The organism is Fuerstiella marisgermanici, from assembly GCF_001983935.1.
Taxonomy (GTDB): Bacteria; Planctomycetota; Planctomycetia; order Planctomycetales; family Planctomycetaceae; genus Fuerstiella; species Fuerstiella marisgermanici.
Window position 1 is genome coordinate 1,868,040 of record NZ_CP017641.1, and the last position, 26,717, is coordinate 1,894,756.

Here is a 26,717-nt window from a genome sequence, read left to right on the forward strand (position 1 = left end):
TGTTCACACAGAATGCCACAGCATCCAGACAACGCGACCTGTTTCGTTATGAACAATCGCTGAAGCCATGTGCGATCGCACACCCAACCTGGAAATTCCAGGCGACCTGGAACTTCGTCACGACCTGGCCAGCGCGGAAGACCTGGAAATCCGTCAAAAGAGGACCATCAACAAGTCAGCACAGTCAACATGCTCAAGACGATCAGCACACGAAGCGGTTAAGTTCAACGAAATGCGTAACTGGGCGGCGACGCTACGCGTTGATTTCAGATTCCGCCGGATTCGCCGTTCCGGTCCAAAAAACACCCGTACGTTATCCAGGAATCCATCCGACCCAGACACTCTCTATGTTTACATCGCCGAAGTGCGCCGTTGCACCCGTCGTGGTGTGCGTTATTGTCATGTTTCTCAAAACAGCGGAAATTTTGTGAGTCGCATTCGACAGATGCGCCGGCGGTTTACCGGCTGTGCGACTGATGCTGACGCTTCCGCCAGTGACCGTCCATTTGGCAATCGGCTCCGGGTCTCCGCCGACATCGTCGCAAAAATATTCGCCGGCCGGTTGCCCAAACTGATACACCTCAACTTCAACACCAGTCGCCTTTGGCCCCAGAACAATTTCCGTCGGCTCGTCCGACAGTTCGATCTGGTCTTCGTCTACTCTGAGCACGACGGCCAATGTGCGAGCCTGGTTGAACCGGTAAGCAGTGAAGTGACCACACCCTCCCGACGCGCCAGTGACACTTGTGCCTTCCGGTGGCACTGAAGAATTTGCACACCCCAGTGTGAGCAGCCATAGCAACAACGCAAAGGTGAATCGAGAATGGCTGTTTGTCGGTGTTGTCGTCATTGTGAGGTCGATCGCCGCAAAACGTTTTACTGAAACCGGCTTCAATCCTTCGTAGTCGATCGCGATCAGTTTGGGATTGGCAGTCCAGTCCTCGCCTTTGTTGTCGTGTTATTTGTGTCCGTCGCCGCTTGACGCCAATCTTGTTGCACCTGAAGCCAGTGCCGTGCACAGCGGATGGGCATCCTGCTGAGCAAAAAAAATGCCACGCGACCAGCGACTCTGCGTGCACCGTTTTGTTCAAGTGAGCCGCTGCGCGGCGGGGGATTTTCTAATGGAGTCTGATTTGCGATTGTAGTGAAATCTTGTGCCATGTCTTTCTGATTGTTTCTTTCACTTTCAGGGAGACCATTTCATGTCACACGATCATTCTTCACAGAACGGGAACAACAGCAACTCGGACGAACAACGCAGTAACAACCAACCCACGAAGTCGCTCCGCGAACGGATGTCGCAGGATCTGCAGTTGCGGGGTATGGCGCAACGGACTCATGATGGCTACCTTCGCGAAGTTCGCAAGCTGGCCGGTCATTACCACACGCCGCCGGATCAGCTTTCCGAACAACAGGTCGCCGACTATCTGTTGTACCTGATCAACGACTGCGAGTTCGCTCCGGGTTCGCTGCGAGTCGCTTACAGTGGGCTCAAATTCTTCTACAAGTACACCGAACCGCGTGACTGGAAAGTGCTCACGAAGCTGCGTATTCCGAAACAGAAAACGCTGCCGGATGTGCTGTCCATCGACGAAGTTCACCGACTGATCGCCGCCGTGCGGCAGCCGCGCAATCGAGCCTGCTTCTGGGCCACCTATACGCTCGGCCTGCGGATGAGCGAAGCGCTGAGTCTGCAGATCGGCGACATCGATGCCGAACGCATGCTGGTGCATGTGCATCGTGGCAAGGGCGCGAAGGATCGCTTCGTGACGTTGCCGCATTCGACGCTGCATGTGCTGCGCAGTTACTGGAAGACGCATCGCAATCCAACGCTGCTGTTTCCGCAGATCGGACGCACGAAGAAAGAGGGCCCGACGACGTCGCGGCCGATGGATCCGTCGACCGTGCAAGGCTGCATCAAGGATGTGGTCAGCGAGCTCGGCTTCACCAAGCAGGTTTCGATCCACACGCTGCGGCACAGCATCGCCACGCATCTGTTTGAGGCCGGCGTGTCGCTGCGCTGGATTCAGAAGTTCCTTGGCCATAAGAACCTGCAGACGACGCTGGTCTACCTGCATCTGACGGATCCGAAGGAAGAAGACGGTCGCAAGACTCACGACGATATCGCCGACGCGGGAACATTGTTCGACAACATGTTTCCGCCGCCCGGCGAACCACCTATCGGTCCTGACAACGATCCGCACCGAAATCGCAAGCCGCGATAGATGCCGACCGTTGCCGACGTATTGCGGCAGCACGGGGACGACTATCTGAAACAGTTCGGCGAACGCATGCCGTTGCAGCACAAGCGCGTGCTGAGTTTCATATCAAAGTGTCGCACCGGAGAACTGGGCCATCTGCGATACGACTGCGGCGACTGCCAGCGAACTCACTGGGTGGGACGCAGTTGCAACAACCGACACTGCCCGAACTGCCAGTCTGACAAGACGCAGAAGTGGCTCGCCGATCGTCTGTCCGAATTGCTGCCGGTGCCCTACTTTATGGTCACCTTCACAGTGCCCGAAGCGCTGCGGAAGGTCGTGCGCGCTCACCAGGACGTGTGCTATCGAGCGTTGTTCGACTGTGGCAGTCAGACGATTCACGAACTGGCGTCTGGAAAGCGGTTCGTTGGCACGAAGCGGATGGGCTTCTTCGGAGTTCTGCACACGTGGGGGCGAGACTTCACGGTCTACAATCCGCACGTGCATTTCGTGGTGCCCGGCGGTGGTGTTTCGGAAGATGGTTCGCAGGAGCCAACGGCCACGCCTCGGCGCATGAAACGCACCAGGTCAAGCGGCTCGCCACGCCATGGTCCGCCGGGACCGCCCGGCTGGCAGCAGTGTCCGCCGAATTTTCTGCTGCCGGAGAAGGCCGCGTCCACAGTCTTCCCCGCGAAGTTTCGCGATGCGGTTCGAGCGGCGGGGATTGAGGACGAATTTCTGGCCGCTGATCCGCGTGCGTGGACTCGGCCGTGGGTGATGGATGTCGAAGCGGTGGGCGACGGACGCGGCGTGCTGAAGTATCTGGCTCCGTACGTTTACCGTGTGGCGATCAGTAACAACCGCATCGAGTCGATGAATGAGACTCACGTGACCTATCGCTACACGCCGTCGGGGAAGAAGTTTTCGAAGCGTCGCAAAGTTTCGGGGCAGGAGTTTGTGAGAGGCTTTTTGCAGCACGTGTTGCCGCCGAACTTTCACAGAATCCGCTACTACGGTTTTTTGCACTCACACAGTTCGCTGAGTATCGACTATGTGCGGATGCTGGCGTGTTTCTACCTGGGCATGTGTTACATCCTGGCGAAGCGAGCCGTTGCGGAAGAACCACCGAAGCGGCCGATGGTGTGTCGTGAATGCGGCGGTGACCTGCATCTGGTGATGATCACCGATCACGTCGGCCGAGTCCTGTACGAACACCCGCTGCCGTATCTCGATTCCGGATGATGACGTTGTCACACCGAACGAAGCCGAGTCTTCGAAGCTTGACGAATCGGCAGTACGCCTGAGCCAATCGATCACATAACCGTGGAGCAACCGAGTCTCTTAACGCTGCGCGGTGAGTAAATTCTGCACGAAACGAAGCAGAAAAACTCAGCCTTTCGCACCCAGCCGGGCTCCTTGAACAAAGCGTTTGAGCTTCGGCTCGACCAACCTGCATCGCCACCAACTCAAACAACAACATCAACCCCGCGACCAACCCGCCAACTACCATCGCCGCGAAGTCAAACGCTCATTAGTTATGTGACCAATATTTTGTACATAATGTGGGCATCAACATAGCTGAGTACTGGGTGCTTAAATGCGGCGGTCAGCGTGCCAACAATTACGAATCCCATTTTCTGCCACAGCCGCACAGCTCCCTGATTCGTTGCCACAACAAGGTTAAATTGCATAGCCCTGAATCCGAGACGCACTGCCTCCTGCTGCGAATGCTCGCACATTTGAGACGCGACCCCTTGACCGCGTGCTGTTTCACTGACGATGTAGCCGCAGTTGCAGACGTGCGATCCCTGCGCAGGTTGATTCGGTTTAATGTAATACGTCCCAAGAAGTGCGCCGCTCTGATCGTCTTCCGCGATATACGTCGCTTGCGGAGTGCCAATCCAAATCTGGAACGCTTCGTCTTGCGTAGTGTCTGGCGAATACGGATAAGTCTCACCGGCGCGAAAGACGGGTTCGACGATCTGCCACACACCGTTCCAATCCGATTCATCGAACGGACGAATTTTCAACATGAAAGGGTTCTCATAACATCAGGCTAAAAATCAAAAGAATTGCCTGTTGACATCTTGTGCGGAATCCAGAACGTCATCAGGCAAATTTGCCCCGCTACTCTATTTTTGAAGATCCGTGATGCATGCGAGATCACTTCCCGGGACCGCTCGGTCAACTGATTTCCCAAAGCCTCTTGCGTGACAGGTCGGTCGAGTTTTCACGACTGATCGCGGCGTACTGAAACTTAACCGCCCCACTTAAAGTAGAAGTATAGCCAATTGAAACGCGATACATTCTCTTCTCCAGTGCTGTTTCGGATTCGAAGTCCTGATCGAAGTACCAATAGTGCGCGTTGTCTTTGTAAAAATCTGGTTCCTGGCTCAAGCCGTACTCCGCCAGGCTCGACTGGAATTCACTAAGGGACGAGATTTCGGGCAGTCGATCAAGATCATTGGCCCACTCGATAACCGGCGGCGGCAAATCCTTCTGCGGCACGTGGTATTTGCCCTTGTGAGTCGATACAGGACGATCGTTGACGTCCGGCTGAGCTTGCTCCCCGCGGCACCCGCTGAGCAAGATAACGCTTATCGCAATAATTAGGTAATTGAGCATAGATTGCTTTGTGGAATGCGGACTGTGTCACCGGCAACGCTCGTGACTCCCTGCGCGCATTCACCTGTCAGTCGTGGCAAGTTTTAACGCGAGGCAGACGAACACGACGCCCGCGATTCGGTTCAGAGTGCGTTGTACGCGATCTGATTTTGAGAACCGATCACTGAGGACGCCGGCCGCCAGTGCCACGCAGCCAAATACGCTGAGCGTCACGAGAATAAACACACCGCCAAGCATCATGATCTGCGGTATCACAGGCCCATTCGCCGGCACGGCAAATTGCGGCAGGAAGGCCAGAAAGAAGATTGAAACCTTAGGGTTGGTGATGTTCATAATGACCCCACGTCGATACAGCATTCCGAGCCCGGACTTGTTCGCCCCCACTTTGGCGAGATCCGCCCCGGCGCCCCGGAATGCCTGCCACGCAAGAAACAAAAGGTAGCCAGCGCCAAGAAACTTAAGCGTCGCGAAAGCAACAGCAGACGTTTGAACAATCGCTGCAACTCCAAACGCCACTGCCGAAGTATGAACCAGCAGCCCGGTGCACAACCCAAGCGTCACCAGCAGCCCAGCCAGCTTACCATTCAACGCAGACTGAGTGAGAACGAAAATATTATCCGGACCAGGTGCGAGCGACAGCAGAACAGACGCCGTCAGAAACGTAAGCATTGAGTCAAGCGGCAGCATGAGGTGTTTTGAACGTTGAAGGAAGGCATTGTGGTATTCAAGCCACGTATAACAGGGCTGGCGCAATTGGCAGGGATCAAGAATTCGCGGCAATGCACAGTTACTGCAGATCTGTTTGCCAGCTAGATTCTGGAGTGCTTTGTGCGGGGCGTCAGGTTACTGACTGGAATCGCTCTCGACCACTTCGTTTTGGACCGGCAATGTAGCGAATAAGTTGCAACCAATGAAGATAGCGCTGACGCATGCGACGGCATACGGGAACGGCGACCATTCTCCAGCGTGCCGACTATGCAGGTGCCAGCAACTCACTACGAACACGACGAGTGAGATTGCGGTCGAGATACACAAATACGCGACTTCTGGAAAACGACAAACGGGGCGGATGGTGAGGAGAGCCCAATTGAGTGTTGCGAGGCCGGCGACAGACCACAGCAATGCGATCCAGAAAAGGGCGAAAGCGATCACTACGGGAATGAGGAAGTCGCATGACTCCCGCCCCGACGTCCCACTGTAGCACCAGAAGATCATTTCTTTCGCGACCAGAAAGCACGGCCACGGAACAATGGCGTGGATTGCTGAATAAAGAAGTAACTCAATCGCTGGGGTATTTTGCATGGAAATTCTATTCCGGGATAATGCCAAAGGTCGCGGCATAAGCAGGTGATTCCCAGAACGCTAAGGCTCCATCGAATGATGGCAGATTAGCTCTAATACGTTGCCTTCCGGATCCTTAAAAAACATCGCACGGGCGTTCATCGTCGGGAATTCTGAGACAGACACATCGATCCCCAGTTCGTCCAGTCGTTTCGTGTGATGGTCGAAACTCTCTGGCGGAATCTCAAACGCCAGATGATTCAACGTAGATTGAGTGACGTCGTGCCCAACCAAACGCTTTTTGGCATGAACATGACGCCGGTAGTCGATCAGAGCCAAAAGTTGCGGATGGCCTCCCCGACCAAGAGGCGTGTCCGTTTCGCAAATCGTGAGGAAAGTGATCGTTGGCTCGCCGTCTGGGTCCGCGACGGCAGCCTCCATCGACAACTCACTATGGAGCGAAAACCCCATGACTCGCATGTAGAAGTCTCGCATTGCCGGCAAGTTCGCAACGCTAAGTACGACTTCTGACACGCCAGTGATTGGTGGAGAATTCTGCATCTGTGTCTCGGCGGACCGCCAATGGGGGTGAGTCTAGACTTCGCGCTCAAGCAAGCGCTGACTCGCAAAAGTTACTCGCGTCTCTCAAGAACGCAACCAATGCGATTTGCAATGCCCAACAAATAGCAGCACAAACAGGGACTGCTTTCCCTCGAGCAACACACGGGCGACCTTACCCCGCATCGAGGAACTGCCTGATGCGGATGGCATGCTCCCCCAGGGCCAGCGCATACTAAGTTGTTTTGCCGGTAAGGATTTGCATCAAATAGTCAATGTTCCATCCGGCCATTCTTCTTTTCATGACGTTGCTTTGTTTGCCAGGATGTTTCTTGATGAGGCTGAGTGTGAGTCGTCTGAGCCATGACAAATTGTTCGCGAAGATTCGGTTTCGGACTCGACTCTCATCCTCGCGGTAGGTCATGTCGAGACTCCAGTGCAGCGTGTTTTCTATGGCCCAGTGACCACGAACCGTTGTTGCGAACAGCTCGCCTTTGCGACGCAGACTGCTGATGTAGTAGCGAACGTCAGAATGATGAATGCCGTCCTGCTCGTACATTCGGATCGCCGTTCCGATGGTCTTGAGTCCGGCCCATTTGTGGCCCACGTCAAAATCGACAGGCACGGTCGCCTGATAGTAGATTCTCTGTTCCTGCCGACCGTGTCCCTTCTCTGTTTCTTCATAGCGACTGACGGGACAGCGAGCGAAGTCATCCTCCAGGTGATCGAGAAAAAACTTCTGCACGACCTCATAGAGTTTCGGTTGGTTGCCTTTCAGGGCTAACACATAGTCTGCATTGCCAGACACGATCTGCTGCGCAATGTTTTTTTGACAACCCGCTGCGTCAATCGTAATGATCGCCTCATCGATATTGATTTCGTTCAGTAATTTCGGGATCGCGGTGATCTCGTTCGACTTCTCTTCCGTCGCCACCTGTCCCAGAGAAATCCCCTGATCAGAAGCCCACGCACTCACGATGAACAACGCACCCAGCCCATTCTTTTTGTCATGTGATCGACGGAGTGCTTTGCCATCAATCGCAATCTGTTTTCTGTAGCCTTCTTTCTGTTCGTCGGAAAGTCCTTCCAGCGATTCAATCCATTGCACGAAGCACGCTTGAAAGTCGTTCGGCTTCAGGAGAGAAAGGACGCGCCGGTACGTATCTTTTTTCGGAATGCCATGCGGAAGTGCCAGGTGTTTCTGCAGGCCATCGGCATTCAGTCGCGCCCATTCCGCAATCGCACTGGGGCCGTCGGCGTTGGCCAGCACTCCGCAAATGGCGATCACAATCACATCACCAAGCAGATGCAGACGATTGATGTTGGAACGCGGGTCTTTCAGTTGATCAAAGTAATGAACAATGTTTCCTGTCAGCTCCTGGGTGACCGCCAGTTCAACTGTCGACATCTCTTGTCCTCTCCTCGTGAAGTCCGATGTTACGACACGAAAAGACTAACCAATACTCACTTGTCGCGCCAGCCTAAATTGCCCAAAGTGCGCGCTGGCCCTAGGGCTGGACCTGAAACCAAGCGGCACGACATCGCCTACAGCGAACAACCCTACGATTATCATTGTCGCAGAACCTAGATCCAGCCGTCCATTTAACTGGCAGGCTCGCCAGAAGGTTACGATTGGTGTTCGATGTGTTTCTGACGACGGTGTGCGAGTGATTGGTGTCGGAGCCGACATCGAATTGGTGGCAGTAAAGGTTTTCGAAAATCGAGTGCAGATGGCTCTGCGATCAACGCCCGAGATGTTCGAAAAGCTGCGCATGGCTGCGGAGATTAGCGAGTATTGGTTCGAGGTTATGCCATTCCGTGAAGGTCATCGCCAAGCCCTGAACAGCGAATTCGATTTGTCGGAATTCCTCAAGAACCACAATGATTACCGGCCGGCAGGACCGGATGACTGGGGCTATGGAGCACCTGACGGACGTCTCGAACCGCCGACGGGCAATGAGCTACCGGCTCGCGAGTGGACAAAAAAACAACATCAGAATGCACCGGTAGCGAGCTTCGGCCGCGATTGTCAGGGGCTATCGTTTGGAGCGGCCCGTCGATCACGGATGTCATCCTTCAGGACATTTGCAAAGGAAAAGACCATGGCTCGCTTTCTGTTTCAGTGTGTTGCGATCGTCGGCATTTTTTTCGCCACCCTGTCAGGACATAGTTTCGCTGACGCAGAGACTGCCTCGCTGACGGACACATTTCACAAACATCCGGTTATTGTTCACCGGAAAGGGCATACTCCGTATCTCACGGTCGATGCGAAGTTGGTTTCCGTGGGCCAGACCGGCATGCTCGTATACCTGGTCGAACCCACCAAAGGACCGTCAAGGTATGATTGGGTTCCGCTCTCGCAGATTGAACACTTTTCTGCGTATGCAAGTATTGAAGATGCCATCTCAGGCTACAATGTGTCAGACGACGTCAAGTCACGCGCACGCGAGCGGTTTCAGGCGAGATGGTCGACGAAGACCGATATCACCACACCCATCAAAAAGGGTGAATAACGATGCGATGCACGACGAGTCGCCGACTTGTGGTTGTTAAAGTGGACGATCGCTGACGCCACTTCCCACACCACCTGGAACCGACGCCGCACCAGTCGATCTGCCACTCCGCAACCGCAACTCGTCCCGCTCAGCCTTGCTCAACTTTCGCCAATTCCACGGCACGACATGCCGCCTGTCTGACAACACCCCACGGTTGTCAGCCTTCGCTCCTTTTCGGCAGAAGAAAACCGGACATCATTGGGGGATGCACTGTAGCACTGAGCCGGCAATTGCTGAACGAGTGACAAATTTGACGTGGCCTTGTGCGTCGTAGCGATCCAATCCGTTTGCCTGAAGCAGCATTCAGGTGCTCATTTCTGCTGGACGGTTTCAAACAAGGCACACCAAACGCTGTTACTGTGACAACTGGTCCGGCCAGCCGCCTGGATCATGTAAGAGCTGCGTTATCGTCAGTGAAATGTGGCGGATGGTCAGCTGTGGAGCTATAAACTTGCTGGGCATCCTGAATTCCAATTTATTCAGTTGATGTGGTCTTCTTAACAAAGTGATTGCCTGCGGGAATGCGATGCCAAACGACGTCGAATCTGTGCGTCATACCTTGATGGGACGGGTCTTTCTAGCGCAGCTTATTCTGATTGCAGCAATCACCATTCTAATCGGCGCGGCGACGGTCTGGAACATCGGGGCTTTCTGGTTTGCGTTCGCAGGCGGAATACTTGGAGGAAGCATCGCACTGATTAAGCGTATCGAGTGCGGAAACGCGAGCCAGCTTGATCGAGTCTTCCGATCCTGGTATGGACTGCTAATGCCACTGCTATACGGCGGCGTGATGGCTATCATCGCTTATGGTTTTTTCATGGCACAAATCCTTTCCGGCGAAGGGGGAGGCGGGCTGTTGACGACGAATCTGTTTCCCAGTTTTACCGACTTGGAGGGCGAGCGAGTTACCGCAATGGCATTCCGCAACATGCGTCCCAAGACACTGCAGGATCTCGGCAAACTATTGATTTGGTGCTTTCTCGCAGGCTATTCTGAGCGGTTTATTGTCAATATCCTCGGTCGAATGGAGCAGGTGAGTACTCCTGCGGGGTCGACCGAAGATGACAACTAGCGTTGTCGATGGTTAGCTGAGCAGTCGCATCGGCGCCACTTGTTGTGAACAGTCTGTTGGGGGCGATGAGTTGAGTTGGCCCACATTCTTCGGCGCTTTTGCTCCGCCGTTATCCAGGCGGGAGGAAGCCGTTCGCAACCGAGCGCTAATTGGTCGCTCATCAGCCAGCCGAGTCGCTGACCGACCAGCATTCTGACATGCGCCGTCCCTCGGAAAAGTGAACTCGCTGCCCATTCTCGCGTCTCCAAGTACTTCGTGATCTTCAATCTTCATCGGCGCGCGAATTGCTGAAGGCGAAATCAGTCGAAACGGACGTTTCGGCTTGAGAAACCCGCAGTCTCCCACCCCGCATTTTGGAAGAGCTCCCATGCCCAGCAACTCGTTGTCATTGCCCCAGACACTTTCCCGAGACACCAATTTTCATCCGGCATCTTTGTCAGATGTTGAGTGCACACGACTTCCTGAAATACGGCAGGATTGGTACGAACGGGGCATCACCGAACGCAACTGCGGCCTGTTTTCCGCATCGCTGTATCCGATCAGAGACTGGCTGCGACAGCAGGCCTCGGAGTGTCTGGGCTCTAATATGAAGGCGGACTCGGTCACGCTAAGCCTGCTTGTCGACGACGCGATTCTGCTCGCATTCGAAGCGAGTGCCGACTGGGCACCCGTTCCTCCAAGCCTGGACTGGATTGCCGACTTCATTCCCCAGGCAATCCACGAATTCGAATTTGACCACGTCGCAGCATAGAAGCTCAACTGGCAGACCGGATGGCCGAACAGGTCTCCATTGCTTGCCTGGTATTGGCGTCGAAAGAAAATTTCATGAAAGGAGCCCGGCGTCTGCGAAATGCCGGGCTCCTTTCGCTGGCGCCAGACGCCACCAGTGGACCGGCCACGCTTATCAATTTAGCCGGGTTAGCATTGAAGCGGTCTCCGTGCAATTATCGGATGAACCGTCCTAGAAAATGAGGCTGCCGATTCGCAATCTACGAGACTCACGCTGCGGGTGGTTCGTACCCGTACTGATTGTTTTCCCTCGCAGATCGTTGACTCAGTTCCGTCAGAAACGATGGTGCAGCGGCTGATTCGCTGTCGTACCCGCGAGCCGCCTGCTGACCGATACCACCCATCTTCGGTAGCACGGTAGCCATCAATGCGAGGATGTCTCGTGTGAGTTCCGGAAACAGCGATTGAAGGTGAATCGCGATGTTCAGTGGACTGGTGACGACGAATTCTCCGCGTCCCTCCTCGCAACCTCGGATAATTTGAGCCGCCGCCTGCTCGACATCCATTGACACCAGAGGAAGCGAATCTCCAATGCTGAACCATGCGTACTCATAGCGATGCTGGCCCTTAAACTTGGCGTTGCGAGGGCTGCCAGTTCGCATCAGTCCCGGGCAGGCGGTTGTGACAAATATGTTTTCGTGTAGAAGCTCAGCCCGCAGGCCGTTGGACAAGCCGACGAGCGCAAACTTGCTGGCGGCGTACGGCAACATGTGCGGCACAGCTCTTTTGCCGCCCATGGAGGCGATGTTGGTGATCCGTCCGAAACCGCGTGCCTTCATCCCCGGCAGTACTTCCTTGATGGTGTTCAGTGCGCCCCAACAGTTGGTCGCCATGGAATCCTCGAAGTCGTCATTGGTCATTGCGTCGAATGGTCCCACCTCGATGATACCCGCGACATTGATCAAAACGTCGATCCCGCCGAGTTCAGCTTCGATGGACCTAACGGCTTCAGTAACCTGCGAGCGGTCGCGCACGTCGCACGGCACTGTGTGAACTTCAGCCCCCTGAGCTTCCAGTTGCCGCTTTGCTTCCCGAAGGTCATCTGCGGATCGTGCGCAGATCGCGAGCCGCGCACCTTTGTCAGCCAGCTGACGTGCAATCACAAGCCCCAGGCCGCGGGACGCTCCTGTGATGAGTACACGCTTGCCCTGCCAATCGAATCGACGCGATTGCCGAATGGCGTAGCGGGCGAGTCGAAGTCCAACGAAGGCGAGGCTGCCTCCGATTGCGAGTTTCTTAAGCGTGCTCATGTTCGTTTTCCGTTGGTTGCCTTGTTGTCAAATCAGAATGCGCCAGCCGTAGACGAATCGGGCCTCGACTTGTGGCAGGGTCCATAGCGACGCCATGTTGCGTGGTTTCGATGATGCCGTCACTTACCAGCCTCGTGGCAACGTTCCGAATAGCGTTCATGTGGTCTCGCCAATCGTCCGGATACAGCGCCCGGGCAACCTCAGATGGGCAGGCTGTTTTCGCAGGCGTTCTTTGTTTGCAGAGACTCAGAATAGCGGTCGCGATTTCTGCTTCTTCATTTTCTATTGAGGGAGAGTTCGTCATAACTGTCTAAGGTGCTCCGGCGTTGTGGTGGTCGACGATCTCACTGCTGATCCTATGGATCCTATGGATCCGATAGATCCGATAGATCCGATAGATCCGATGGATCCGATGGATCCGATGGATCCGATGGAAAGCCCCGGCCACAGAGCGGGGAACTTGTACATGACGTCCGTTCCAAATTTGTGCCGTGCTGTCCATTACACAGGCAGAAATTCGCTTCGGACGGATCTAATGCAATACCCGTACCACGCCAGCAACTTGCGCCGGGAGCTGCGCGAGCGGGAGTAGTAAGATTGGATCTGTCACGTCCGGATCGGTGCATATTGCGAGGATCCGCTGCGATAGGCACACCAAATCACAGACGTTCCGCACATGGCGCTCTTCCTCAAGCGGCCAACGAGGTTTCGGACGCAGCGTGGTCGCCCAGCGACCAGTGTGGTTTGTGCCTGGCCGCATCGACAGCGCCGTATGTTCGCTAACAGCTGTTCGCGCGAGTGCCCCACGGCTGCTTCCTGATTTTCGGTTGCAACTCGGGGAATTATTTTCTCGACGCGTCAGGCAGCGCAGGTTGCCCCTCGTGAGCGACGCCGAACAAATGCAACCGCCACTGCAAAATCTGTCCCGGTAGCCGCCTTCAAGGGAGCTGAATCTCATTTTCGAAGACGGCGCAGCAGATGCTGATGCAAAATCGCGGCATCACTTTCGGTAGCATAATGCCCCTGCAGAAAAAACGATTCGCACAGGAACCGCAGTTGCTGTGGATAAATTCGGACTTGCTTGGTTCGACGCCGCTTTGGCGTTGACAGTGGGCCGCAGAAGCGGCTCCAAAGACGGTGCTAAAGCTGCAACGACCGCAGTTGCTGCCTCGAACTAAGACGTCTGACGGTGTAATTGTGCTGCCGAATGCGGTCGGCGGTTTCGTGCGATTTTCAGGAAGTCCGTCGGCCTACTCGTCTGGACCAGAACGTCGTTTACAATCGCAATAGTCACTTCACACCTGATGGAATCGCCCGATGATTGTCAGTAATGTCGAAAGCGGTTGGGAGATCGTTTTTCAACCTGCGCACGGACTTCTGGCTGGGAAAATTGCCGAACACTTTGACGAATCACTACGGAGTGAGTTTTAGTTCGAGACGAAAGCGGCGATCACCGCTCATGACGATCAGAAGATCCAGCTGCGAACCGATCGAAGGGTGTACGTCACCGAGCTGGGGGCTCCACGGGATTTCACGCTGGTGTCGATGTCAGACCAACAACGTTTTGAGGAAGTTCGTGATCGACTTAGGAATGCCTACCGCAAGCACCGCTGGATTGGCCTTTTGGAATCGATGCATGCGGATTTTTTGTACTCTGATCAGGACGTCTGCATCGAACTCGCGGAATTGTTAGAGTCGGAACAGTCAAAGCGAAAATCAGTTTCCCGGCAGCTCGCAACGACGAAGGCAAAGCTAAAGCACGCGTATGATGTGATGAAGTGGTGCGATCGCTGCTCGCTGATTTTGTGCCAGGGGAAGGTGCCCGCGATGGAACGGCGATTGGAAATCAATTCGTTGTACAACGATCGCTACGAAATTTGGCAGCGTGAAGACAAATCACTTTGTATCGCCCCGTGGCCATTCTCAACCGACAGTTTTGAAGTGGGCGTTGAGGTGTTTAAGTTACAACAGCTTTCTTTCGAAAACGATCGCGAACTCGGTGACGCTCTGGACGCGTGCAAGCCCGAGTACAGGAAGTGGGCGTTTCGTCAGTCCGACTAAATCCCTCAGGGCTGCCTTCAATCCATTGAAAGAACGTTAACTTGAATCTAGCTGGACAGCGCCACGTTTGGTCATTGGGCCGTGTTTTAAGTAACCCGGTGCGTAAGCGAGGGATTCGTCGCAACTCGATCCCTCGCTTACGCTTCGGGTTACCATTCGCACCAATATGGCGCTGTCCAGCTAGGCTCCTCGCTTCAGGTCAACGGCGGTAGCGGATCGCACCATAGCAACGTCGGCCGCATCCAGAAGTTGCATACTGTGCAGGATTTCTGCGGCTTCAATGCTGTCGCGTATCAGGTGCATCGGAACACCTGCAGCCTCCGCCCGTTTAATACTGGCCCCAACCGATTCGTCCCTGTCGCTGATAACGTCCGGATCGACGTCTCGAATAAAGATCGCAGTGATCTGCTCGCCGAATTCTTCTGCCGCCGTGGCGTACAGACGAGCGTCATCTTCGCCCGAATCACCGAACAACAGAAACGGCAGGTCAGGGTATTGGTTCAGAATGTTTCTGGCCTTGTCGAGTTTATGATCGTGCCCTTCGGCCAGAAACTTGTTGGTGTCGAATCCCAAGTCTCGCAGTAGTAGCGGTCCCAGCGGAATGCGGTTCAGTTCCAGAAAGTCTTCCAGTAGATCGAACAGATTCCATGGCGAACTGGAGACGTAAAATATCGGATTCAGACTTTCAGAATTTTCAGGCTTCTCGGTTCCCTGCAAAGCGTGATACAGCGATGCCGCGCCGGCGAGTGGCAGTCTGGTGCGAGAATTCCCCAGAAACGTCAGCTTCGCCATCGTAAGCAGCCGCGTGACTCCTGTATACAGAATCGTATCATCGACATCGCTGATCACGCCGAACTTCGCGTTTCGCGGTGGCGTCATCACTCGACATGTGACCAATGATGCATCTGAGGAGACTCGCGGATGATTGACAATCTGAATCGTGGCCTTCGACCATAGTCCGCGCGACGTGTCAGTAAACTCATGCGGCTCTTCAACAAAGAAATAGCCTTCCGCGTCAGTAACGGTGCGATGCGTGATCTCGCCCAAACGGATCTCCACTTCACAGTCCGGAACCTCGTCACTTTCAAATCGCTGATACGTGTTGGCCAGATTCTGCCACCACCTATCGTTTTCGCCTGGCAGCTCGGCGGGTGGATTCGTCAGCACTCGCCCGTGAAGCCGCACGGTCGTGCTGTCCGCGTACCCGATGTACGGCTGAATTTTCGGAATGCCGTCCCAACCGAAGCGGTGTCGCAACGATCGCCAGCGGATGTCGACGAAGTCGTCTGCGCAGGACACGACTTCGGTAAGCGCCTGCTTTAGTTCTTCACGCCATGTGCTTCGAGAGGACAAGTTCAAACTTTCCGGTTATGAATACGCTGCGTCGGTTGCGGCGAGATCGATTCAAACATTCAGACCGTCGACGGACGGTTACGGAGCTCGCTCAGGGCAAGGTCAAATCGGTCATCGAATTCGCTAAACAGATTCAGAATTTCCGGCTGCTGCAACGCGGACTGGACTTCGGTCGCACCTGCCTGAACCTGACTCGCAGCGACGATGTCATCGCCAGGAGCGTCGTCGCCCCTTGCCATTTCGCGGGCGGATCCTATCGCCGCGCTCTTCCACGATGAAACGCGTCTCAGAGCATCGCTGATGACGGCACGGACTGTGCGAAGGTCGATGCGAGCAAACGCCTGCTCGAATGCTGACCTCATCTCCGCTACCTGTGAAGCACCGGGACTTTCGCCCTTCGCCAGAATTCGATGAAGCGTTCTGCCCAGAAGCACCGACCGAGTTACCTCGAGCGGCACGCCTCGGACAGACGTGACGATGGCGACAAATTTCCGCACTGGAAACAGTAACAGCTTTAGCGGGACTTTGCCTGCTGAGGTGAGAAGCCCCGTCAAACATCCGCTGCTTTCGTTACCGTAGTACGCTCCGAATTCCGCAAGCCGTTCTCCCTGACCGTGAGCCACCAGCGTCTTCGAAACGATCCGTCGGCGACACCGATCGCGGACAACATCGTCGACGAATGGGATCGGAATGAACCGTTCCGACGCGGAAACGATTCCCGCAGTGATCCAATGGTACAGTAGCCAATTGTCATCCTTGTTCCGTTTATCGGCAGCGGCGTTTACGTCGGACATAATCGAACTTCACAGATAAAGGGCGAGCCAAACCAAACCAATCGGCTCACCAGAAACGCAAGCATTCTTGCGGCGAAGGCAGCTGAACCCGCTGGACCAACACGCCCGACACAGGGCGTACCACTATACCGGCACTCGACACGACTGTCAGTGGGAGCTAGCAAATTGCCTCGTTCACACGCGCCACTTCCCGACCGTCTAAGCGTACGATAACCTGCTCATTTCGCGGGGACAGTTCGCCCCGGGCTGTGAGGCTCCAGGCTGCTCGTGGTAGAAGATTTCCCATTCAGAGAACCCTTGTTTTTCAAACAGCAACAAGACCACGCCATCAGCGGCTCCCCTGTGATACATTAAGTTTTAAGTACATCCTGCCGTCTCACCATTCGCAACTTTACAAATGCACGACGCTTCGAAAACGGTTTTTCAATTTGAACTTGGCCAGGGACGGCTTCAATCACTCGTACCGATTGCTGTGATCGACATTGGTTCAAACTCTGTCCGTCAGGTGATCTATGAGGGACTGACACGCTCGCCATCGGTGCTGTTTAACGAGAAGGTGCTGTGTGGTCTCGGTCGCGGCATGGTCGAAAGTGGGCGATTGAACGAGAGCGGCGTGGAGCGAGCCTATGCGGTTCTGAGACGGTTTCGTGCACTTGGCGAGCAACTGAATGTGTGCAGGACGCAAGTGATCGCCACGGCTGCGGTGCGAGATGCAGAAAACGGCGCTGAGTTCATCGAGAACGTTGAGCGAATTTTTGGTTGTCACGTGGAAGTTTTGACGGGGGCCATGGAAGCACGCTATTCGGGGATGGGAATTCAATGTGGCTTTCACAAGCCTTCCGGAATCGCCGGAGATATCGGCGGCGGTTCACTGGAACTGGTTACGGTTGATAAGGACATCGGTGAAGGCATCACGCTACCTCTGGGCGGTCTTAGGTTGACCGAACTGTCGGGCGGATCACTCGCGAAGGCAAAAAGTATTGCCCGGGCGAAACTGAAAGAGGTTTCGCTGAACTGGCCAGGCATCGAGAGAAACTTCTATGCGGTCGGCGGAACGTGGAGGTCGCTGGCCAAGCTGCACATCGCCAACCACGACCACCAACTGCCACTGGTACACGACTACCAGGTGTCTGCTCGGGAGATGATGGATTTTTGCAAGACGATCTACACCAGTGATCTGTCCGACATGAAAGGAGTGGATGCCGTTTCGAAGAATAGACGGGACCTGTTGCCGATTGGAGCTGTGGTGATGCGTGAAACGCTGCGGGCGTTAAAGGCTGATCGAGTGGTCATGTCGTCACTGGGGCTTCGTGAAGGCGTCGTGTATTCGATGATTTCTGATGAAGAACAGAATCGAGATTCCCTGCTGGTGGCATGTCGCGATCTATCAACTCTCCGCGCGCGGAATCCTGACCACTGTCAGGAACTTGCGGACTGGACAGAAAAGGCCTTCGTTGCTCTCGGAATCGACGAAACAGAAGACGACTGGCGGCACCGTACGGCGTCGTGTTATTTGGCAGACATCGCCTGGCGAGCTCACCCGGATTTTCGAGCTCAGCAGTACATAGGAATCATCGCGAATGCAGGGTTCGTTGGTATCAGTCACGAAGGGCGAGCTTACCTGGCGATGGCGAATTACCATCGCTATTCCGGCCTCGGGACGAAGGTAGCGGCCCCGGCAATCGCCACCCTGGCCTCCAGCTCTGTGCAGAAGAAAGCGCGAGTGCTGGCAGCGATGTTCCGCGTTTTGTATCTGTTTTCAGGGACGATGCCAGGAGTCATTCCGCGATTGTCGATTGACAAAGACGGCAGCGGGCGAGTCGTGCTCTCAATTCCAGAGGCGATCTCCGACCTGTGCGGCGAACGCCCCGACGAACGTATCCGACAGTTCGGTAACGAATTGGGCATGGAGGTGAAACTTGAAGTCGTCTGACAGGCCCCGACAGTGAGGCCTTCGCAACACGATCGGCTATTGTCATCCGCAACGCTGTGAACGGCTAAATTCAACATGAGACAGGGGACTCATGAGCCAACGACTTCGACGCCTTTTTTTTGCTTGAGCGATTTCATCAGCTCACCGCCACACAAATAGCGGACGATCGATTTGCTGAAAGCCGTGCCTCTGTACTCCGCGTGCGGAATCTCCCAAGGTTGAGGTATGCTCCGATTGCTGATTGAGGTTTCGGCTCTGATTGGCTGGCGGTATCCGGGGGAAAGCCTGAGCTCAGCTATATTCTTTTCGACGTGCCAGCGCGCGGCGTCTCTTGCTACGAACGGCTTCACCTCATCCACGATCGCCAAGTAAAGGACTTCGTCGGCTAACGCTTTGTTCCGAAGGCGTGAAACAATCCGAATTGGCGTGGATAAGATAGTTCCAGCAACAGGCCATTGATCAGCAGAAGAAATCCAGCCCCGAAGGTCACGCACGAAAATGTTGCCGCTTGAGTTGGATGCTTCAGGATCTTAGCAGTGGTGCAAAGCTTTCCCCCCAAAGTTCCCCAGCCGGATGCCAGCAACTGTATAGCCGCGAGCCTGGTGACCGCCGTGAGACGTTCCGGTGTGGCGGCGACCATCGCTGAGACTGTTCCTGCACCTGTTCGTTGTGGCAACACGCGTGGCGATTGAGGCGTGTGAAGCCGACTCGCAGAGTTGTCTATTCCTCAGCTTTCCGTCCGCGAACTTGCTGGTGAAACTGCTTCCACGTCAGCAGCGTAATGTTCTCATCTTTCAGTAACTGCCGTGTCTCTTCTGAGGTAAAGATTCGGCGGTCGCCGTCACGACGTGCCGCACTATTCGTGATGGCCTTCAGTTCCTCGTTCTCGATCCCGCAGTGAATGATGAGTTCGGAAACTCCGGGCTTCAATTTGCGAATCGTGTCGTAGTAGTTCTGCTTACGCTGCTCGTGAGTATCGCCGCCGTAAAATTGCGCCAAGCCGTCCAGAACAGGAAGGTTTTTCTCATCCAGAGCCTTCACCACACCAGCGGCTGCTTCTTTGATCGCAGGGAATTTCGCTGCCGTGGCGTCATCAAGACTGCGCAAAAACAAGATCGGAAGTTCGTAATCGATGGCCAGCCTGGCATAAACTTCAACCAGATCCGGGCGGCTCACAAGAGCTCCCATGTGTGTGTCGAGATGAGAGATTGGCACGCCAAAGGCCTTCGCTCGGTCGATCTGGGCGCGAAGCTCTTTCTCGACTTCGTCAGCACGAACATTTGCGGCGACCTGTCCGACGTTGTCCCAGAGATACCCATCTTTATCGACAAGACTGGGAACTTCTTGCCGCGGCGCGACGGGGCCCCAACGGTAGTGCTTCCATTCAGAATTCAGCGTCAGATGGATGCCGTAATCGAATTCAGGATGCTCCCGAGTGTACTCTGCAAACTCAGAAAACCACGGGCACGGCACCATGATACTGGCCGACGAAACGATGCCGGATTCGAGTCCCTCAATGGTCGCCACGTTCACCGAATGCGACATTCCAGCGTCGTCTGCGTGGACGATTAGAAATCGTTCCTGAGCTGCTAATGAGCACGGCAGTGCCGCCATGCTGAGTGCGGCAAAAAAGATTGACCTGTGCATGTTTGCGTTTCCGATCGAATGCGGCCTGGCGAAGTCCAGACGAGTGGCTGGCAAGTTAGCGTCGCCTTGAAGTAACAGAACAACTTGAGCGGGCGGAAATGATAGTCACAAATCAGTCGGTGTCACGCCACGATGCGGCGATGACAGACGAGAACACATTTGTTGGAAGGCGAATAAGCGACGCAGCCACATAGCAACCGTCGCATGCGGACCGCCAACGATACCACATGCCTGATGAGGTGCCGTATTTCGCCACAGTTGAATAGACGCGCTGCTGCTATGGTCTTAGACCGGTCTCTTGGAAAGGTTAGCAGGGACGCCGCGTCAACGGTGACGGATCCGAGAACCACAACCGATTGAAACGCACCTGCGCCGCTGCAACCGTCTCAGGCCACTCACTGCCCAGCCAGTAGGCACACGTTCTCACCGCCGTCTTTCGCCATGCTGCCTGTGTACGCAAACTTAATTTGCCGTAGCTGCAAACGTATAGGGCCGTTTATCGCTCTACTGCTGCACGTTTCACGCTGGCGGGAGCGAATTTTCGCTGGGGGGGCGTTGGAGTTAAGAGCGAGGGCTCTTTCCGGCGATGCGTTTCGATCGCTGCTCAGCGTCGTTTGTTGGCCAACGAAGCTATTGAGCCTCAACTTCAAGTCCGCTCCGTTACCGAAGCGATAAAATCGTACTGATGCACGCTGCAAGGTTGGCCCCGATGTCGAACGCGTGTAACCCGGCCTTAGATGAATGGCACTCCATTTCTTACAAGCGGCAGACACACCTGCAAATCGCCATCATTCGGGAAGAAGTGTATTCCGCTTGCGTTTCAGACCGGCCCCGTGTTCGGAAATCGCTCCCAGAGTGTTTTTGATCTCGACGATCACAGGTGGGCCGTTTGGTTCATACTGGATTGAGCTGTTTTCGATTCGGGAGTTCTTGATGTCAATCAGGCGTGTCTCCTGACCTGCGACAAAGTGGACGTTGTCCAATGTGGCGTCGGTGAACTTGAAGTAGGTCCCGGTGACCTTTGACACGTTTTGCAGGTGTTCTCCGTTGAGCATCAGCGGGGGTGTTGCCACCTGTTCTCCGTCCGAACGATTCAGGCCGTCGGCGACTGCTTTGTCGTCGAACAGAATTGACAGAGAACAGTTTTTGTAGGTGTTGTTGTGAATGCTTGCCACGCCGGTTCGCGTGGTGTATCGCACCAACCCGCCGGTGTACGAGTTGTTTCGAAACGTATAATTGTGCGGACGTCCGTGAACAATGACATTTCCTTCGAAGACATTGTCCTCAATCAGCAATTCGCTTCCGGCGCAGATGACCAGGTCACCGGCAACGTTGTCCTTGAAGCGATTATTTCGAACGACAACGTCCTGCATGAGTTCCCATCCGTCTTCGAAGTCAATTCCGTAGGCGGGAGCCGTGCCGCCGTTTCGTTCGAAAAGGTTGTCTTCAATCAGCCATCGATTTCCGCCGCAGAATCCCAGTCCGAGGCGGCGGTTTTCGAAAAGCGTATTATGGTGGAAGTGGACATCGCACGGCGGCCGAAAGTTTGTGATGCGCCCAACGAATGTGCCACGTGCGGCTCCAGCGTGAGCCGGGGTTTGGGAAACGGCGGGTTGATTAAATTCCAGATGAACGAACTGTGCATTATCCGGGATGGTGACCTTCCTGAATTGCAGGCACTTCTGCATTTCGATGAACTTCATTTTCGCATCGTAGAAGTGTGCCTGATAAAGTCGTCCTTTGATGAAGGGATATCCCAGGTAGCCCGTCGAGTATCCGAATTCAAACTGACCACCGCAGGACGTAAGGTCGAATGGTTCGATACTCCGCATCTTTTTTGAACTGTCGACCTTTGCACCGGCCGAATCAAAAGCTCCCTGCTCAAGATGCCTGGGGTAGACGGAGTATTTGATCTTCTCCAGCAGTTCCGGACGCGTTCTTGCCCCGCTGTTTCGAGTGCTCACTCCGTCTCCTGTGACATGGGAAACGGTCAGGTGATCGACTTCAACCCCTTGACCGCCATGAAGAACAAGTCCATGTCCCCATTCGTGTCCGCGTCCGGTCGAAAAGTCGTGAGTGTCCTTGTCGCCGCGAATGTGGCCGTTGGTAAGCCGAACATCTTCGGCCCCGTCGACAATTTCGATGACCGAATACTTTGCAAGCCCATTTGAGCGAAGTTGCAACGTTGCGCCGTTCAGGTCGATGATGGTCTGCCTGTGGTCAATCACGACAGGATCGAGCTCGCTGATTTGATAGATCCCTTTCGGAAATACGATTCGATTTGCGTTCAACGTTTTAGCATGTTGCAGTGCCTGATTGATTCCATTTGATGTTTCGACAGCGTGCGAGTTGTCGGTGTGAATGTTGAACCGTTCGAGCTCAAGCACATACACGCGTTGGAACTTTTCGGCGTCTGCTGTTGTCCGGGGCGTCTCGGTAATCACTATTTCGGGAACGAAATAATCACCTCCGGCTGTTCGCGATGCATCGTTGACAGCCTCAGCAGGCATCCAATCCAACTTTCGAGGAGCCTTGTCTGCAGCGATCACGTGTGAGGCAAGTGCAAGAACGAACAACGAGCAGTAAATGAATTTCATAACGTAGCACAGTTCTGAAATGATGGACCGCCAGGGACTCACGACCTGTGGCGAGCGTACGGCGGTGCTGGACTCAATGGATCTCAAAGTGTCAGCGTTTGTCACTTATCCGCCCGATTATTCGGTATCCACCGCCACCAACTGAACGGCATCGACGATGGAAAACCCACCCGCATTCGCGGTGCCGATTTTTACAACCAAGGAGTCATCAGCTTTTAGTTGGTACTGCCCCAATGGAAGGAAGTTGTGCTTCAAGGGAGCTTTAGTCGTCATGTCCACGTGAGTTGTCTGCTGGACTCCGGGCGCGATCACGTCGACCGGCACGCGGCTTCCGAAATTCGAATTGCGGATGTACGCGATACGAACTTCAAACAGCCCCGTACTCGGAACACGAAGTTTAAAGGTACAGGTTGCTCCGCTGTCACTCGCGGCTTTTTGATAACCAAAAGCAATGTGGCCGCGTTTCGGTTGCTCGCCAAACCAGTCGCCCTGTGTCACCGCCTGCCTGTCGTCGACAACAATTCCTTCCAGGCTTTTCGGGTCAACGCCTGTAGCAATTCCAAACGGCCCAGCGCTGGCCATTGAATCCTGAGGAATCGTGATTTGCGAATCCGGTGTATCACGACGTGCCTTGCCCGGCAGTTTCAGCAGCGAATCCAAATTATTCCAGTAGTGCAGATAAACGTCGCGAGGATAGCAGCCCTTTTGAATGCAAACGCTGCTGGCCTTGCCGACGACTTCGCCCATCATGCCGCACGTCTTCATGACTCGCGTCGTCCCCAGTGCTTCGTGAGTCACGCTAATGCAGCGCCCGGCCATAAACAGATTGTTGATGTTTTTGGAGTAGAAACATCGGTACGGCAGTGGGTAGCCATACGTGCGATCGACTCCTTCTCCGTGGACGGCGATCGAGATGAATGGGTTGTCGGGGAACTTCTTTGCGTATTGCTTTTTGGGGTAGTGGAGGTCGACCGACCACGTGCTGGGGACGCAGCCATCTGGAAACTGTTTTTTTGTCACGACATCCTGATGCTGTAGAATGACGTCTCCCGTGAGCAGGCGACTTTCTCGAGGACCACCAATGTAGGCAATCCATGTGAGGAAGGCGTTCGAATGCTTTTCAGCTCCCCGTCGGTTCTTCATCGCGTTGAAGGCACCGTACACAGCCCGCAGGTTCCAGTCACGAATTCCCTCCGCATCGTTGACCGGATCCTGGTCAAAACCACTTTCCCAAAACCACTGGCCGTGATGCCCATGAGGATATGGAAAGTCCTGCATATCAAGATCCAGAGCCCACGGTGTCGCGGGATAATTGACAGGCTGAGCGCCTTCGTCCCACGCCCACATGTTGCTCATCCCCATTCGCCCCTTGTCCTGCATTCGCCAGTTGGCTCCCGCAAGAAAACCGACGGTGCCGTGTCCGGTGCAATCAGAATAAAGTCGTCCGGAGAATTTCTTGTGTTCGCTGGTGCGAGTATCAAATGCATGAACAGCGGAAATGTGAACTTCGTCCACATCAACATCATAAACATGGTGATTCAAGAACAGGTCGATGTTTGCTTCCGACCGAACAAGGTTCTCTTTCAAAGCATCGCCGAATTCTTCATAAGTACCAGGTGACTTGCGGGCGCTGTCAGCAAACTCTTCGATGATCTCTCCAATCCTCGGGTATTTCCCTCGACGAATATGCCCCTGCGCCCAAACTCGAACTTCGCTGGAACCGTTCCCGCCCAGGACCGGGCGATCCTGAATCAGAGCCACCTTACAACCCATTCTGGCGGCTGAAATTGCAGCTCCCATACCTGAATAGCCGCCACCAACGACGACCAGATCATAGCCGTCTTTGATCGTCGGTTTTTCCTGCAGGCCCAGCAACCGTCTGCGCCATGCGGGCAGAATCTGGTCATCGTTGGGTGGGACTTCATCACCAGTTGTTAAGTAGATTGCGTCGCAGCGGCCATCGAAGCCGGTCAGGTCGCGTAGTCTTATCGTCGCGATGGTTGATTCGACGTCGATCGTTCCGCCGTCCTGCCAATGCCAATCGTCCCCCTCGGTTCCGAAGGTCCTGGGTGCCGCCTCATCATTGACCAGAATCTGGAACCGGCCAGGTGTTCCCGGCGCGTTCCAGCGAGCGACCCAGTCTTTCGTGCGTGCATAGACGCGGTATGTGCCTGGCGCCGGCAGTTGGACCTTCATCGTTGCGTCGGCCACCGGTTTGCCCAGACCATGAGCGAGCAAGTATGGCGAACCCATTTCGCGGATGAATTGTGTATCGAGCTTCCAGCCACCGCGTTGTTCAAAGCTTTCTGCTTCGATGAACAATGATTCGGCTTTGGTTTTGCCGTGCCAAAACAACAGCCCAATCACAAGGGCCTGTGCGATTCTCATGGGATCTCTCAATTGTTCTATGCCGTAAAACCGAACGGGAATGCTCACCGCCAAAGATGGCGAGCGCGCTATTCGCTGTCGACAAACTTCATTTTGTTCCACGCTTTCAGAACGGCAGTCCCGTACGACCGAATGTCGTTCACTTCCATCTTCGTTCCGCGTGGAGCGAACGGCGTTTCCAGTGTTGCCGCCATCAGGATTCCCGGGCGATGAGCAAAATGGCTACTGTTCATAGTCCTCTTTGTGGCGCTGTCCGGTTTCAGCCAGACCAACGGTCCGCTGGGTGCACCGTCGGGGAGTTCTGCTTTGATGTTTGCCGCGAACTGCTTCACTGTGGCGAGGTTGTGAGATGGGACATCTGAAGTGCCGGCAAAATACATCAACTGATGAATGTCCATGACAAGAGTTGGACAGTGGAAGTCCAGTGACGCTCGGATGTTCTTCTCGTTCGCCAGGTTCATAATGGCCTTCACTTCCGGGAACGCCGCTTCAGGACCATAGTCGCGGTTGTGATCGTGAGGTCTTCGCCCTTTGCCCTGATCACCTTCTTCGACGCCATCCTTGTCAACAAATGGAACGACGTACAACACGTAGTCGCGACGAAATTCTTTGCCGACGGGATTGTCCGAGACTGCAGATTCCATGACGCCTTCCAGTAGGTAGCTTGCGATGGATTCCCCGGCATGGTGCCGGCCCGTGAACAACACGGCTTTCTTATCCGGGCCCGGAGTTCCAATTTGCACCAGCTCGACGTTTCGACCATGGGCACTTTCAGTCAACACGCTGGTTGCAAAGTGCGGATTACCAGAATGAGTTGCGACAAACTTTTCAAAGTCTTTCTGTACGTAGGGTATCGACGACGAGAATCGAACCTTCTGGCCAGGTTCAGAAAACTTGTAGCTGAATGACCGCCCACGAATGACTGCTGTCTCATTTCCCATCCACGTCCATGTGGTGCCATCGTCTTTGCTGATTGCCGGCCCTTGAAATCCAACGGCACCGTTTTTGAATCCAGCAGTCTTCTCGGGGAATGAAAAAATCATCTCGCCTGGTTCCTTCGCAACGGCTTCGAAGTACCAATAAAACCAATCACGCCCACCGCGCAGATCTGGCTTCATTTCAATTGCTTCACCATCGTTCGAAATGACGACGATATTTCCACCGGGAAAATCCGAGCGGATTGTGACTATGGGCGGATCGGCCGCTTGAACCACGTTGCCAGTCAGAACGATTGCAAGCATTCCGACCGTGAACAGTGCTGTAGATTTCATAAAGTCGACCTCGACCAGTTGGAAGTAGCTTCGATTGCGACGGACCATTTTTTCGCTGCCAGACAGATTGCCAACTAGCACTTACGATTCGTCCGAATCCAGATCGAAGTCGAATTCGTTGTGACCGGCGACGACCGTCGAATCCAACGTCGTGTTCTTGTTGTATCGTTCAGGAATTTTGACGCGTTGACCGGCTTGGGGCAGCGGTGGTGCTTCGGGATCTTCTCCCCCATTTTCGAGCCACATAATGCGGACGTCGTGGTGCCCCACCTTTGCCCCCATGGTGTTCTTGATGTACTTCAATGCGTAGCGTCCTTCGCTGTCGGTGACACTGTGCGACGG

General features: G+C 54.6%; 22 protein-coding genes and 1 pseudogene. 7 read left to right on the forward strand and 16 right to left on the reverse strand.

The window, feature by feature from the left end; all coding sequences use genetic code 11:
• Positions 1-313: 313 nt before the first annotated feature.
• Positions 314-850 (reverse strand): hypothetical protein, encoded by a 537-nt coding sequence (locus Fuma_RS07010; RefSeq protein WP_145944020.1) that lies wholly within the window; start codon positions 848-850, stop codon positions 314-316.
• A 352-nt stretch (positions 851-1,202) separates the two neighbouring features.
• On the opposite strand from Fuma_RS07010, the gene Fuma_RS07015 reads away from it, so the two are divergent.
• Together Fuma_RS07015 and Fuma_RS07020 are read left to right on the forward strand one after the other, a co-directional pair.
• Positions 1,203-2,225 (forward strand): site-specific integrase, encoded by a 1,023-nt coding sequence (locus Fuma_RS07015; RefSeq protein WP_077023497.1) that lies wholly within the window; start codon positions 1,203-1,205, stop codon positions 2,223-2,225.
• Complete coding sequence (locus tag Fuma_RS07020; RefSeq protein ID WP_077023010.1) at positions 2,226-3,443, forward strand: IS91 family transposase; 1,218 nt, start codon at positions 2,226-2,228, stop codon at positions 3,441-3,443.
• Between the two features lie 293 nt (positions 3,444-3,736).
• On the opposite strand, the gene Fuma_RS07025 is transcribed toward Fuma_RS07020, so the two are convergent.
• The 5 genes from Fuma_RS07025 to Fuma_RS07050 form a co-directional block, all read right to left on the reverse strand.
• Positions 3,737-4,234 (reverse strand): GNAT family N-acetyltransferase, encoded by a 498-nt coding sequence (locus Fuma_RS07025; RefSeq protein ID WP_077023498.1) that lies wholly within the window; start codon positions 4,232-4,234, stop codon positions 3,737-3,739.
• 151 nt (positions 4,235-4,385) lie between these two features.
• On the reverse strand, positions 4,386-4,826 hold the full coding sequence (locus Fuma_RS07030; protein ID WP_077023499.1) for a hypothetical protein: 441 nt from the start codon (positions 4,824-4,826) through the stop codon (positions 4,386-4,388).
• A 60-nt stretch (positions 4,827-4,886) separates the two neighbouring features.
• Positions 4,887-5,513 carry a LysE family translocator gene (locus Fuma_RS07035; protein WP_077023500.1) on the reverse strand — a complete coding sequence of 209 codons (627 nt, stop codon included), beginning with the start codon at positions 5,511-5,513 and terminating at the stop codon, positions 4,887-4,889.
• A gap of 675 nt (positions 5,514-6,188) precedes the next feature.
• Complete coding sequence (locus Fuma_RS07045) at positions 6,189-6,668, reverse strand: VOC family protein (RefSeq protein ID WP_077023502.1); 480 nt, start codon at positions 6,666-6,668, stop codon at positions 6,189-6,191.
• Between the two features lie 232 nt (positions 6,669-6,900).
• Positions 6,901-8,073 carry an ISAs1 family transposase gene (locus Fuma_RS07050; protein WP_077022421.1) on the reverse strand — a complete coding sequence of 391 codons (1,173 nt, stop codon included), beginning with the start codon at positions 8,071-8,073 and terminating at the stop codon, positions 6,901-6,903.
• Positions 8,074-8,395: 322 nt separating this feature from the next.
• On the opposite strand from Fuma_RS07050, the gene Fuma_RS07055 reads away from it, so the two are divergent.
• The 3 genes from Fuma_RS07055 (at position 8,396) to Fuma_RS07070 (ending at position 11,043) form a co-directional block, all read left to right on the forward strand.
• A complete protein-coding gene (locus Fuma_RS07055; protein WP_145944021.1) occupies positions 8,396-9,178 on the forward strand; it encodes a hypothetical protein in 783 nt (260 codons plus the stop codon).
• A 568-nt stretch (positions 9,179-9,746) separates the two neighbouring features.
• On the forward strand, positions 9,747-10,292 hold the full coding sequence (locus tag Fuma_RS07060; RefSeq protein WP_145944022.1) for a hypothetical protein: 546 nt from the start codon (positions 9,747-9,749) through the stop codon (positions 10,290-10,292).
• A 367-nt stretch (positions 10,293-10,659) separates the two neighbouring features.
• Positions 10,660-11,043, forward strand: a complete 384-nt coding sequence (locus tag Fuma_RS07070) for a hypothetical protein (protein ID WP_077023506.1) — start codon at positions 10,660-10,662, stop codon at positions 11,041-11,043.
• A gap of 247 nt (positions 11,044-11,290) precedes the next feature.
• Here Fuma_RS07070 and Fuma_RS07075 read toward each other — a convergent pair whose 3' ends face one another.
• Positions 11,291-12,331 (reverse strand): SDR family NAD(P)-dependent oxidoreductase, encoded by a 1,041-nt coding sequence (locus Fuma_RS07075; RefSeq protein ID WP_077023507.1) that lies wholly within the window; start codon positions 12,329-12,331, stop codon positions 11,291-11,293.
• Positions 12,318-12,635: a DUF3253 domain-containing protein gene (locus tag Fuma_RS36785; RefSeq protein WP_077023508.1), complete on the reverse strand. Its 318-nt coding sequence runs from the start codon at positions 12,633-12,635 to the stop codon at positions 12,318-12,320. The genes Fuma_RS07075 and Fuma_RS36785 overlap by 14 nt, the downstream gene beginning before the upstream one ends.
• Positions 12,636-13,648: 1,013 nt before the next feature.
• Between Fuma_RS36785 and Fuma_RS07085 the strand changes: the two are divergent.
• Positions 13,649-14,392: pseudogene (locus tag Fuma_RS07085) on the forward strand (DUF3891 family protein).
• 180 nt (positions 14,393-14,572) lie between these two features.
• Here the strand turns inward: Fuma_RS07085 and Fuma_RS07090 are convergent.
• The gene (locus Fuma_RS07090) at positions 14,573-15,745 is read right to left on the reverse strand and encodes an App1 family protein (protein ID WP_145944024.1); all 1,173 of its coding nucleotides are present in this window, start codon (positions 15,743-15,745) and stop codon (positions 14,573-14,575) included.
• Positions 15,746-15,804: 59 nt separating this feature from the next.
• Entirely contained in the window at positions 15,805-16,539 is a 735-nt protein-coding gene (locus Fuma_RS07095; protein WP_077023511.1) for a hypothetical protein, read from the reverse strand.
• Between the two features lie 397 nt (positions 16,540-16,936).
• Here Fuma_RS07095 and Fuma_RS07100 point away from each other — a divergent pair, with 397 nt between their 5' ends.
• A complete protein-coding gene (locus Fuma_RS07100) occupies positions 16,937-18,472 on the forward strand; it encodes a Ppx/GppA phosphatase family protein (RefSeq protein ID WP_077023512.1) in 1,536 nt (511 codons plus the stop codon).
• Between the two features lie 385 nt (positions 18,473-18,857).
• On the opposite strand, the gene Fuma_RS07110 is transcribed toward Fuma_RS07100, so the two are convergent.
• The 6 genes from Fuma_RS07110 to Fuma_RS07135 form a co-directional block, all read right to left on the reverse strand.
• The gene (locus Fuma_RS07110; protein WP_077023514.1) at positions 18,858-19,112 is read right to left on the reverse strand and encodes a hypothetical protein; all 255 of its coding nucleotides are present in this window, start codon (positions 19,110-19,112) and stop codon (positions 18,858-18,860) included.
• Positions 19,113-19,192: 80 nt separating this feature from the next.
• Positions 19,193-20,119, reverse strand: a complete 927-nt coding sequence (locus Fuma_RS07115) for a polysaccharide deacetylase family protein (RefSeq protein ID WP_077023515.1) — start codon at positions 20,117-20,119, stop codon at positions 19,193-19,195.
• 788 nt (positions 20,120-20,907) lie between these two features.
• On the reverse strand, positions 20,908-22,629 hold the full coding sequence (locus Fuma_RS07120; RefSeq protein ID WP_158520885.1) for a right-handed parallel beta-helix repeat-containing protein: 1,722 nt from the start codon (positions 22,627-22,629) through the stop codon (positions 20,908-20,910).
• A 204-nt stretch (positions 22,630-22,833) separates the two neighbouring features.
• On the reverse strand, positions 22,834-25,104 hold the full coding sequence (locus tag Fuma_RS07125) for an FAD-dependent oxidoreductase (RefSeq protein ID WP_077023517.1): 2,271 nt from the start codon (positions 25,102-25,104) through the stop codon (positions 22,834-22,836).
• A 68-nt stretch (positions 25,105-25,172) separates the two neighbouring features.
• The gene (locus Fuma_RS07130; RefSeq protein WP_077023518.1) at positions 25,173-26,456 is read right to left on the reverse strand and encodes a M14 family zinc carboxypeptidase; all 1,284 of its coding nucleotides are present in this window, start codon (positions 26,454-26,456) and stop codon (positions 25,173-25,175) included.
• Positions 26,457-26,678, reverse strand: coding sequence for a hypothetical protein (locus Fuma_RS07135; RefSeq protein WP_145944025.1), 222 nt, complete (start codon positions 26,676-26,678; stop codon positions 26,457-26,459).
• Positions 26,679-26,717: the final 39 nt, after the last annotated feature.

What these genes read in the sequence shown, in the direction of transcription:
- Fuma_RS07010 (WP_145944020.1), bottom strand. Translation starts at nt 850, where the DNA reads ATGACGACAACACCGACAAACAGCCATTCTCGATTCACCTTTGCGTTG.
- Fuma_RS07015 (WP_077023497.1), top strand. Translation starts at nt 1,203, where the DNA reads ATGTCACACGATCATTCTTCACAGAACGGGAACAACAGCAACTCGGAC.
- Fuma_RS07020 (WP_077023010.1), top strand. Translation starts at nt 2,226, where the DNA reads ATGCCGACCGTTGCCGACGTATTGCGGCAGCACGGGGACGACTATCTG.
- Fuma_RS07025 (WP_077023498.1), bottom strand. Translation starts at nt 4,234, where the DNA reads ATGTTGAAAATTCGTCCGTTCGATGAATCGGATTGGAACGGTGTGTGG.
- Fuma_RS07030 (WP_077023499.1), bottom strand. Translation starts at nt 4,826, where the DNA reads ATGCTCAATTACCTAATTATTGCGATAAGCGTTATCTTGCTCAGCGGG.
- Fuma_RS07035 (WP_077023500.1), bottom strand. Translation starts at nt 5,513, where the DNA reads ATGCTGCCGCTTGACTCAATGCTTACGTTTCTGACGGCGTCTGTTCTG.
- Fuma_RS07045 (WP_077023502.1), bottom strand. Translation starts at nt 6,668, where the DNA reads ATGCAGAATTCTCCACCAATCACTGGCGTGTCAGAAGTCGTACTTAGC.
- Fuma_RS07050 (WP_077022421.1), bottom strand. Translation starts at nt 8,073, where the DNA reads ATGTCGACAGTTGAACTGGCGGTCACCCAGGAGCTGACAGGAAACATT.
- Fuma_RS07055 (WP_145944021.1), top strand. Translation starts at nt 8,396, where the DNA reads ATGGCTCTGCGATCAACGCCCGAGATGTTCGAAAAGCTGCGCATGGCT.
- Fuma_RS07060 (WP_145944022.1), top strand. Translation starts at nt 9,747, where the DNA reads ATGCCAAACGACGTCGAATCTGTGCGTCATACCTTGATGGGACGGGTC.
- Fuma_RS07070 (WP_077023506.1), top strand. Translation starts at nt 10,660, where the DNA reads ATGCCCAGCAACTCGTTGTCATTGCCCCAGACACTTTCCCGAGACACC.
- Fuma_RS07075 (WP_077023507.1), bottom strand. Translation starts at nt 12,331, where the DNA reads ATGAGCACGCTTAAGAAACTCGCAATCGGAGGCAGCCTCGCCTTCGTT.
- Fuma_RS36785 (WP_077023508.1), bottom strand. Translation starts at nt 12,635, where the DNA reads ATGACGAACTCTCCCTCAATAGAAAATGAAGAAGCAGAAATCGCGACC.
- Fuma_RS07095 (WP_077023511.1), bottom strand. Translation starts at nt 16,539, where the DNA reads ATGTCCGACGTAAACGCCGCTGCCGATAAACGGAACAAGGATGACAAT.
- Fuma_RS07100 (WP_077023512.1), top strand. Translation starts at nt 16,937, where the DNA reads ATGCACGACGCTTCGAAAACGGTTTTTCAATTTGAACTTGGCCAGGGA.
- Fuma_RS07110 (WP_077023514.1), bottom strand. Translation starts at nt 19,112, where the DNA reads ATGGTCGCCGCCACACCGGAACGTCTCACGGCGGTCACCAGGCTCGCG.
- Fuma_RS07115 (WP_077023515.1), bottom strand. Translation starts at nt 20,119, where the DNA reads ATGCACAGGTCAATCTTTTTTGCCGCACTCAGCATGGCGGCACTGCCG.
- Fuma_RS07120 (WP_158520885.1), bottom strand. Translation starts at nt 22,629, where the DNA reads ATGCCTGCTGAGGCTGTCAACGATGCATCGCGAACAGCCGGAGGTGAT.
- Fuma_RS07125 (WP_077023517.1), bottom strand. Translation starts at nt 25,104, where the DNA reads ATGAGAATCGCACAGGCCCTTGTGATTGGGCTGTTGTTTTGGCACGGC.